Origin of the sequence: Noviherbaspirillum sp. (genome assembly GCF_036846085.1) — a bacterium.
Taxonomy (GTDB): Bacteria; Pseudomonadota; Gammaproteobacteria; order Burkholderiales; family Burkholderiaceae_D; genus Noviherbaspirillum.
Genome location: NZ_DAIUCO010000198.1, coordinates 1 through 10,256, shown reverse-complemented (window position 1 = coordinate 10,256; position 10,256 = coordinate 1). Strand labels below are relative to the sequence as shown.

9 protein-coding genes are annotated in these 10,256 nt (G+C 56.8%); all 9 read left to right on the top strand.

The window, feature by feature from the left end:
• Nucleotides 1-187: 187 nt before the first annotated feature.
• Nucleotides 188-1,429: a branched-chain amino acid ABC transporter substrate-binding protein gene (locus tag V7080_RS19265; protein ID WP_334190016.1), complete on the top strand. Its 1,242-nt coding sequence runs from the start codon at nt 188-190 to the stop codon at nt 1,427-1,429.
• Between the two features lie 296 nt (nt 1,430-1,725).
• Nucleotides 1,726-2,970 carry a branched-chain amino acid ABC transporter substrate-binding protein gene (locus tag V7080_RS19260; RefSeq protein ID WP_334190015.1) on the top strand — a complete coding sequence of 415 codons (1,245 nt, stop codon included), beginning with the start codon at nt 1,726-1,728 and terminating at the stop codon, nt 2,968-2,970.
• 100 nt (nt 2,971-3,070) lie between these two features.
• Nucleotides 3,071-4,018, top strand: a complete 948-nt coding sequence (locus V7080_RS19255) for a branched-chain amino acid ABC transporter permease (RefSeq protein ID WP_334190014.1) — start codon at nt 3,071-3,073, stop codon at nt 4,016-4,018.
• A gap of 13 nt (nt 4,019-4,031) precedes the next feature.
• Nucleotides 4,032-5,324 (top strand): branched-chain amino acid ABC transporter permease, encoded by a 1,293-nt coding sequence (locus tag V7080_RS19250; RefSeq protein ID WP_334190013.1) that lies wholly within the window; start codon nt 4,032-4,034, stop codon nt 5,322-5,324.
• Nucleotides 5,321-6,082 carry an ABC transporter ATP-binding protein gene (locus tag V7080_RS19245; protein ID WP_334190012.1) on the top strand — a complete coding sequence of 254 codons (762 nt, stop codon included), beginning with the start codon at nt 5,321-5,323 and terminating at the stop codon, nt 6,080-6,082. Before V7080_RS19250 ends, V7080_RS19245 begins: the two co-directional genes overlap by 4 nt.
• Nucleotides 6,082-6,783: an ABC transporter ATP-binding protein gene (locus V7080_RS19240; RefSeq protein ID WP_334190011.1), complete on the top strand. Its 702-nt coding sequence runs from the start codon at nt 6,082-6,084 to the stop codon at nt 6,781-6,783. The genes V7080_RS19245 and V7080_RS19240 overlap by 1 nt, the downstream gene beginning before the upstream one ends.
• A 77-nt stretch (nt 6,784-6,860) precedes the next feature.
• Nucleotides 6,861-7,436: a gamma carbonic anhydrase family protein gene (locus tag V7080_RS19235; RefSeq protein WP_334190010.1), complete on the top strand. Its 576-nt coding sequence runs from the start codon at nt 6,861-6,863 to the stop codon at nt 7,434-7,436.
• 178 nt (nt 7,437-7,614) lie between these two features.
• Entirely contained in the window at nt 7,615-8,835 is a 1,221-nt protein-coding gene (locus V7080_RS19230) for an ABC transporter substrate-binding protein (protein WP_334190009.1), read from the top strand.
• A gap of 247 nt (nt 8,836-9,082) precedes the next feature.
• Nucleotides 9,083-10,256 (top strand): enoyl-CoA hydratase-related protein (locus V7080_RS19225; protein ID WP_334190008.1); only part of this gene is annotated, 1,174 nt, incomplete at its 3' end.

Sequence of the window (10,256 nt, the reverse complement as noted above, 5' to 3'; positions counted from 1 at the left end):
ATGTAACCTTTGTCGATGCGCTGCCGATCGGCGCCACCGGCAAGATCCTCAAAAACAGGATCAGGGAGCAATTCAAGGAGTACAAACTGCCGACGGCATAACTTCTTGAAGTTGATTTTCGCAGCAACACCAACAGGCCGATGGCCAGTGTTTATTTCAGTACCCACATAAAAGGAAGAGACAGATGATGAAAATGATTCGCCCCTTGGTTCTGGCATGCTCGGTTGCGGCCGCCTTCGCCGCACCATCCGCGCACGCAGACACGATCAAGATTGCAATGATCGAGACCATGTCGGGTGCATTCGCTCCGATCGGGCAGAACCAGTTGAATACATTCCGTATGTTTACGGAAATGGCGAACCAGCAGAAATGGGCCGGTAACCACACATTTGACGTGCAGGCTTTCGACGGCAAAGGCAGCCCGCAGGAATCGCTGAACCAGTTGAAGACAGTGATCGACCAGGGCTATCGCTTCATCGCCCAGGGCAACGGCTCCGGCGTCGCAGCCGCGCTCGTCGATGCGGTCAACAAGCACAACGAACGTAATCCGGGCAAGGAAATTGTTTTCCTGAACTATTCCGCGATCGATCCCGATCTGACCAACAGCAAGTGCAGCTTCTGGCACTTCCGCTTTGATGCGAACTCCGACATGAAGATGGAGGCGCTGACGACCTACATGGCCAAGGACCAGAACATCAAGAAGGTCTATATCATTGGCCAGAACTATGCACACGGCCACCAGGTCACCCGTGCAGCCAAGGAATACCTGAAGCGCAAGCGTCCTGACGTCCAGATCGTCGGCGACGACCTGCATCCGATCGCACAGGTCAAGGATTTCGCACCGTACGTCGCGAAGATCAAGGCTTCGGGCGCCGATTCGGTCATTACCGGTAACTGGGGCGCCGACCTCGCGTTGCTGGTGAAGGCAGCCAAGGATGCCGGCCTGACCGCGAAGTTCTACACCTACTACGGCGGCACAACCGGCGTACCGACCGCAATGGGCGGCGCGACCGAGGGCCTGGTCAAGCAGGTTGCCTACTGGATACCGAACAACGAAACCTTCGCAGGCAAGGAAATCGTCGAGGCATTCAAGAAGAAGTACAACGACGACTTCTATGTCAGCGACATCTATACCATCATGCAAATGGTGGGCAAGGCTGCCAAGGACACGAACTCCGTCGATCCGGTCAAGATTGCATTCGCAATGGAAGGCATGAAGGTCAAGGCCATCAATGGCGACGTGGAGATGCGCGCGGCGGATCACCAGTTGCAGCAGCCTCTCTACATCTCGACCTGGAGCAAGGTCGACGGCAAGAAGATCAAATACGATCAGGAGAATACCGGTTACGGCTGGAGCAACGATCAGAAGATCGACAGCTACGTCGCATCGCAACCGACTTCCTGCCAAATGAAGCGTCCGTCCAAGTAATCCTGCTTGATGACGGCGCGGCGGATCGACTGCCGCGCCGTCCCTGCGGAGATAATCGATGTCATCGAATCCACGCCCCTGAACGTTGATGCAGGTAGGCGTCGCCATGGTGTGAAGCACCGTGCCGGTTTCGTGATGAAGCGTTTTAACGTGTGCCGAATTGCCTGGAAGCCAGAATGTTCGGCACGCATCAAATGCACCATCATCGCGCAAATCGAGCGCGTAACATGTCTTAGCTTTACAGCGGGTACAACCGCCGATATTCTATAAACTCAATATCTATAAGGAAGAGACAAATGACACTCAAGTTACGCCCACTCGTAATGGCCCTGTCGGTGGCAGCTGCTTTCTCCTCGGCTGGCGCACAGGCGGAAAACATCAAATTCGCTTTCATCGATCCTCTGTCAGGCCCATTCGCTCCAGTTGGCCAGAACATTCTCAAGAGCTGGCAACACGTGGCTGAGCTGGCCAACAAGGAGAAGTGGGGCGGCGAACATACATTTGAAGTCGTCGGCTTTGATAACAAGGCCAGTCCCCAGGAGTCTTTGACGCAGGTGAAGACGGCGATCGACCAGGGCTATCGTTATCTCATCCAGGGTAATGGTTCCGGCGCTGCGGCCGCCATTCTGGATGCGGTCAACAAGCACAACGAACGCAATCCCGGCAAGGAAGTCATCTTCATCAACTATGCTGCGGTCGATCCCGATCTGACCAACAGCAAGTGCAGCTACTGGCACTTCCGCTTCGATGCCAATTCGGATCAGAAGATGGAAGCGATGACGACCTACATGCAGCAGAACCAGAATATCAAGAAGGTCTACATCATTGGCCAGAACTATGCGTTCGGTCACCAGGTCACTCGTGCTGCAAAGGACTATCTGAAGCGCAAGCGTCCTGATATCCAGATCGTCGGCGATGACCTTCACCCGATCGGCCAGGTCAAGGACTTCTCTCCTTACGTTGCGAAGATCAAGCAGTCCGGCGCCGATACGGTGATCACCGGCAACTGGGGTGCCGATCTCGCGTTGCTGATCAAGGCGGCCAAGGATGCGGGACTGGAAGCCAACTTCTATACCTACTATGGCGCGACCACCGGGGTTCCTACCGCAATGGGCGCTGCCGGCGAAGGCAAGGTGAAGTCGGTCGGCTACTGGAACGTCAACAACGAGAAGTTCGTCGGACAGGAACTCGTCGAAAGCTTCAAGAAGAAGTACAACGACGATTACTATGCGATGGCGACTTATACCGCGCTGGGCATGCTGGGACAGGCATTCAAGACCGCCAAGTCGACCGATCCTGTCAAGGTGGCACCCGTCCTGGAAGGCATGAAGTTCAAGAGCCTGAACGGCGAGGTCGAGATGCGCAAGGCGGATCACCAATTGCAGCAACCGCTGTATATCTCGACATGGACCAAGGTGAACGGCAAGGATGTGAAGTTTGACCAGGAAAACACCGGCTATGGCTGGAAGACCGATGTCAAGCTTGATACCTATGTTGCCGCCCAGCCGACGTCCTGCCAGATGAAGCGTCCTGGCGGTTAATGTAACAAACGTGCAGCGTGGCGCCGGGAGGGTGCCGCGCTGCTTTTTTTTCGCTTAGAAAAGTACGGTCGTACAAGAATATTCCGAATAGGGGCACTACGTGGAGTTCACGCTAATTACTTTGCTTAACGGTTTGAGCTACGGGCTCTTGCTGTTCATGCTTTCGTCGGGTTTGACGCTTATTTTCAGTATGATGGGTGTGCTGAATTTTGCGCATGCCAGTTTCTATATGCTCGGCGCCTACTTTGCGTATGCCATCAGCACCACGATCGGCTTCTGGCCGGCGCTCGTGGTCGCGCCGCTGCTGGTCGGCGCCATTGGTGCGCTTGTCGAACGCTATGGCCTGCGTTCGGTGCACAAATACGGACATATTCCCGAATTGCTGTTCACCTTCGGCCTGTCGTATGTGCTGGTGGAAATCGTGCAGCTGATCTGGGGCAGGGCCGCCGTGCCTTACCCGATTCCTGCGGAACTCGATCGTTCCCTGTTCACCCTGTACACAACGACCTTCCCGATGTATCGCGGTTTCATGATGCTCATCGCATTGCTGATGCTGGTATCCATCTTTTTACTGCTCACACGTACCCGCATCGGCCTGGTCATCCAGGCGGCGTTGACCCATCCCGACATGGTGGAAGCACTCGGCCACAACGTGCCGCGTGTGTTCATGCTGGTGTTCGGCGGCGGCTGTGCGCTGGCGGGACTTGCCGGTGTGATCGGCGGTAACGCGTTTGTTACCGAACCGGGCATGGCCGCAACCGTCGGCAGCATCATTTTCGTGGTCGTGGTGGTCGGCGGCATGGGTTCCCTTGTCGGTGCTCTGCTTGCATCGCTGCTCATTGGCGTGCTGCAGACCTACGCCGTGGCGCTCGATTACTCCTTCGTCACGTTGTTTGCCGGACTCGGCGCAACGATTTCTCCGGAGACCTTCGGCTTCTCGGTACTCAATCTGACGATTTCACAGGTTGCGCCGATCATGCCTTACCTGCTGCTGGTGCTCATTCTGATCTTCAGGCCACGCGGCTTGATGGGAACACGGGAGGGCTGAACGAATGAATACCATGACAATTACACATACCATGAAGTACTCGCCGTTAAATATCGGACGGTTGATCGTCTGGAGTCTGTTTGCGATCGTCCTGATCGTTGCGCCGATCGTGTTCAACAAGGGCGCATCATTATCGCTGCTGTCGCAAATGGGCACGCTGATGATCTTCGCCCTGTCGTACAACATGCTGCTGGGGCAGGGCGGCATGCTGTCCTTCGGCCATGCGGTGTACTCCGGGCTTGGCGCTTATTTCGCCATCCATGCGATGAACATGGCCTCCGGCGGCAAGATCTGGATGCCGGTCGCGCTCATCCCGCTCGTCGGCGGCCTGGCGGGCATGTTCTTCGGCGCCTTGTTCGGCTATGTCACGACCAAAAAATCCGGCACGACGTTCTCGATGATCACCCTTGGTATCGTCGAGCTGGTGTTCGCGTGTTCGCTGATGTTCCCGGCATTCTTCGGCGGTGAAGGCGGCATCTCGACCAACCGGGTTTACGGTGAGCCGTTCTTCGGCCTGACGTATGGTCCGCAAATCCAGGTGTATTACCTGATCGCCTTCTGGCTTTTCATCAGTACCGTGGGCATGTTCGCGTTCACGCAAACACCGCTCGGCCGCATCATCAACGCGGTACGCGACAATCCGGAGCGCGTGGAATTCATCGGTTACGACACCCAATGGGCGCGGTACCTGACACTGATCCTGTCCGGTTTCTTCGCCGGGATTTCCGGCGGTCTGTCGGCAATCAACTTCGAAATCGTGACTGCTGAAAACGTTAGCGCCATCCGTTCCGGCGGCGTGCTGCTGTTTGCGTTCATCGGCGGTGTCGGCTTCTTCTTCGGGCCGATGATCGGTGCGGTCCTCGGTGTGTTCCTGACCGTCATGCTTTCCGACTTCACCAATGCCTGGCAGCTGTATCTCGGTGTGTTCTTCATTCTCATCGTGATGTATGCGCCGGGCGGCATCGCCAGCCTGATCATGCTTAATCTCCGGGTGGCGAAGTATGGAAAGTTCAAGCGCGTCTGGCCAAGCCTTGTCGCGGTGAGTGCGGCAGGGTTGCTGCTGCTGTTCGGCGCCATCATCGCCACCGAGATGATGTACCACCTGACGCTGGAGTCGGTGAACGGCACGGAGAAGAAGCTTTTTGGCGTGACAGTCGATACGGCTGCGGTAACGCCATGGCTTTTCACCGTGGCATTGCTCGCGATCGGCATTTTTGCCTTTATCAAAACCAAGAAGGTTTTCCAACATGCATGGGGTGAAGTGAATACCGAAATTGAAGAACAGATCCGGAGGACCGGAGCATGAGCGCATACGCACTTGAACTGAAAAACGTTCGCAAAAGCTTCGGCAAGTCCGAGATCATTCGTGGCGCCAACCTGGCAGTGCCGAAAGGCGAGCGCTTCGCCATCATCGGCCCCAACGGCGCCGGCAAATCGACCCTGTTCAATCTGATTTCCGGGCGCTTTCCTGTGTCGTCGGGCGAAATTCTCCTTAATGGTAGAAGCATCCTAGGCCTGAAGCCTTTCGAAATCAACCGCAACGGTCTTTCACGCAGCTTTCAGATCACCAACATCTTTCACAGGTTATCGGTGTATGAAAACCTGCGCTGCGCGGTGCTCTGGTCGCTCGGGTACAAGTACTCGTTCTGGCATCGGCTTGGCGGCCTGAAGGACGCACACGCGCGTGCCGAAGCGGTACTCGAGCAGATCGGCCTGAAGTCGCGACGCAATATTGCGGCCGGGCTGCTTACCTATGCGGAGCAGCGCGCACTGGAAATCGGCATCACGATCGCCGGCGGCGCCGACGTCATCCTGCTGGACGAGCCGACGGCCGGCATGAGCCGTTCGGAATCCGACGCTGCGGTCGAACTCATCCGCAAGGTAACGGTTGGAAAGACCCTGTTAATGGTGGAGCATGACATGAGTGTGGTATTCGGCCTGGCCGACAAGATCGCGGTGGTGGTGTACGGCGAGGTGATTGCCTGCGACACGCCGGAACGGGTGCGGGGCAACCCCAAGGTACAGGAAGCCTATCTGGGCGGTCACGCAACGGCGGAGGCATGATGGAGGCACTACTCGATATCAAGAATCTGCATGCGTTCTACGGCAAGAGCCATGTGCTGCACGGCGTCGATATGAAGGTCGGAAAAGGCGAAATCGTCAGCCTGCTCGGACGCAACGGCGTCGGGCGCTCCACGACGGTCAAGTCGGCAATGGGACATGTGGACACCACCGGCTCGATCCGTTTCAAGGGCGAGGAAATCAGCGGCCTGAAAGCGTTCGAGATCGCGCATCGCGGCCTCGGCTTCGTGCCCGAAAACCGGGATGTGTTTCCGACGCTGACCGTTGAACAGAACCTGATCCTGGGCGAGAAGAAGGGCAAGAAGTCACGCTGGGCGTTGAAGGACATGTACCAGATGTTCCCGCGTCTGAAGGAACGCCAGCATACGGCGGCCGGCGTGTTGTCCGGCGGCGAACAGCAGATGCTGACGCTGTGCCGTACGCTGATGGGCGATCCGGACCTGATCATGATCGATGAGCCGACCGAAGGGCTGGCGCCGAAGATCGTGGAGCAGGTGGCGCAGTACCTGAATGAACTGAAGAACCGCGGCATCTCGGTGCTACTGGTGGAGCAGAAGCTGGCGATTGCGCTGGAAATCTCCCAGCGCGTGTATGTAATGGGGCACGGCTCTATCGTGTTTGAAGGCACGCCGGCCGATTTGCGCGCCAATGCAGGCATCCGCAAGGAATGGCTGGAGGTCTGACATCGCGACCTGCAGACAGCATGCCGCCGTCCGATTGATCGTCGGACGGCGGCATATCATCAGAGTAAGGCAAATCCATGGCAGTCACCGGACCTGACGTCGTCCTTCGCAATCCCGCTTATATTCACGAAACCGCGCACCTGTACGGAAAGGTGACCGTAGAGGAAAACGCGTCCATCTGGATCAACGTCGTGGCACGGGCCGAGCACAAGGAAATCGTGATCGGCGCCTATACGAATATCCAGGACTTCGTGATGCTGCACATCGGCGACCGCACGCCGACCATCATCGGCAGCCATTGCTCGATCACCCACCATTGCACCATCCACGGCTGCACCATCGGCGACAACTGCCTGATCGGCATCAACTCGACCATCATGGACGGCTGCGTGATCGGTGAAAACAGCATCGTCGCGGGCCATACCTTCCTGAAGGAAGGTACGGTGGTGCCGCCCAATTCCATCGTCATGGGTACGCCAGGCGCGGTGGTGCGGACCCAGAACAATTTCGTCCGCAACCGGATGAATGCGCATATCTATTATCGGAATGCGCTTGCCTACGCCGCCGGAAATTACCGTGAATGGGAGCGTGCAGGTTTCCAAAGCGATTTGATGGCGGAATTACAACGGCTGCAGTCCGGCGAACAAAACTAAAAATAACTCTCTTCCTGACACTGATATGATGAGGTAAAGTTTCTGCGTGGTAATACTTACCGTTTCTGCGTAGTACTTCGGTTGTACCTGACATCACCCTCGTCAATACTCAGGCTTAACGTCACGGCGGCCACCCCGCACGCGGCGCATAACCAATCCCTCAGGGAGGAGACATATCATGTGGAAGAATCCGCTTTGCCGCGCAGCCTTGCTGTGCGCGTTTTCATTGATTCAGTCTGGCGCCTATGCGCAGGCCAGCGTCGATAACGACGTTATCCGGATCGGTGTTTCAGGGCCCTTTAGCGGCGGTTCCAGCCCGATGGGCGAGAGCATGCGCAATGGTATCCGTCTCGCGGTGGAAGAAATTAATAGTATCGGCGGTATCAACGGCAAGAAGGTACAACTGATCGAACGCGACGACCAGGCCAAGAACGATGTGGGCGCCAAAATTGCGGAAGAATTCGTTCAATCGAAGGTCGTGGCGGCGATTGGCATTGTCAACACGGGGGTCGGTCTTGCCTCCATCGATGCCTATCAAAAAGCGAAAATTCCACTGATGATCGCCGTTTCCACCGGAACGTCGCTCACCCGGAAATATGCACCGCCGGCAGCACCTGAAAACTATATCTTCCGCATATCGCCCACGCTGGACCTGGAAGCGAAAACCCTGGTAGCGGATCTCAAGCGCAGGGGTTTGACCAATGCCGCCATCCTTGCCGACAGTACCGCTTACGGCGATGCCGGCCTCAAGGCATTCCTCGAGCAAAGCAAGCTTGCCGGCCTCAAAGTGGTGGCGGAGGAACGCTTCAATATTGGCGATACCGACATGAGCCCGCAGGTAAAGCGGGCAAAAGCCTCGAATGCCGAAGCCCTTGTCCTATGGGGCATCGGGCCCGAGCTTGCGGCGGTGGCGAAGAACAAGGAAGCCGAGGGATGGAAGGTGCCCTTGCTCGGCAGCTGGACTTTTTCGATGGGGAATTTCATCGAGCTGTCGGGCAAGGCGGGCGAAGGCGCGCTTATGCCGCAAACCTTCATCCAGGATCTCGGTTCCGCCAGCAAGAACGGCTTTCTGCTTGCCTACCAACGATCGTTCAAAACAAGCCTGATCCCATCGCCGATGAGTGCCGCCCAGGGCTATGACGGCATGCACCTGCTCTACCTGGCGATCCGGCAGGCCAACTCCACCGACGGCACCAAGATCAAGGAGGCGCTGGAGAACCTCAACAGCCGCTATCAAGGCGTGATCACCAGTTACAGCAAGCCATTTTCCAAGCAGGATCATGATGCAATCACGCAAAACATGGTGCTGATGGCGACAGTAGCGAAGGGACGGGTCGACTACGCCTATTCCGACGACAAGAAGCGCGGCGCGCTGTTGCGCCTGAAAGCGCAGCGATGAACGATTGATGTCGCTGACCTGAAAAGCGGTTCGAGTCTGGTTCGATAACCGAACTATTGGTGCTCATTAAACCGGCAGATCGTCCTGCCGGTTTTTTTACTGCAAAAATAATACGATCGTTCTTTTATCGGGTATAGTTCACACTACAAAACCAGAGCACCGCGTGAATGGTCCAAGACGCTGAAGCAAGCCTCTGTATGCGCACCAAAAAATAGCCCAACGAGACTTTATTGATAAAGGAAGAGATATGACTGCCGAATACAAGGTCAACGGCGCAGTCGCCGTTATTACGCTGAACAATCCGCCGGTGAACGGCCTGGGCCATTCGACCCGCAGCGCGATCGTGGAGAGCATGAAGCAGGCGCTGAACAACGATGCCGTCAAGGCGATCGTGATCACCGGCGCCGGCAAGGCGTTTTCCGGCGGTGCCGATATCAAGGAATTCAATTCACCGAAGGCTATGGCTGAGCCGACGCTGCATACGGTGATCAACGTTGTTGAAAGCTCGACCAAGCCGGTCGTGGCTGCAATTCATACAGTGTGCATGGGCGGCGGCCTGGAGCTTGCGCTCGGTTGCCATTATCGCGTCGCATCGGCCGGTGCACAGATTGCGCTGCCGGAAGTCAAGCTGGGCATTCTTCCGGGTGCCGGCGGTACGCAGCGCCTGCCGCGCGTACTCGGCCTCGAAATGGCATTGAACATGATCGTGTCGGGCAATCCGGTGCCCTCCGAAAAGCTGGCAAAGACCGCGCTGTTCAACGAGATGATCGAAGGCGATCTGCTGGAAGGCGCCATCGCGTTCGCCAACAAGATCGCCGATACGCGTCCGCTGCCGAAGGTGCGCGACGTGAAGGTCGATTACCCGAATTACGAAGCATTCCTGCAGTTCTCCCGCAATACGGTCAAGGCAATGGCTGGCCCGTTCCCCGCGCCGCTGAAGTGCGTTGAAGCGGTTGCCGCATCGGTCACCAAGAAGTTCGACGATGGCCTGGCGTACGAGCGCGAACTGTTCGTTGACCTGGTGCAGACCACCGAATCGAAGGCCTTGCGTCATGCATTCTTCGGCGAGCGCGCTGCAAGCAAGGTGCCGGACGTACCGGAAGATACACCGACCCGTCCAATCAAGTCGGCAGCCGTCATCGGTGCCGGTACCATGGGCGGCGGTATCGCGATGAACTTCGCCAATGCCGGCATTCCCGTCAAGATCCTGGAAATGAAACAGGAAGCGCTCGACAAGGGTCTTGCCACGATTCGCAAGAACTACGAGAACACCCTGAAGAAGGGTAAGCTCACCCAGGAGAAGTTCGACCAGCGCGTCGGCCTCATCACCGGCACAATGTCGTATGAAGAAATCGGCCAGGCCGATATCGTGGTCGAGGCGGTGTTCGAGGACATCGGCGTCAAGGAGCAGGTATTTAAGA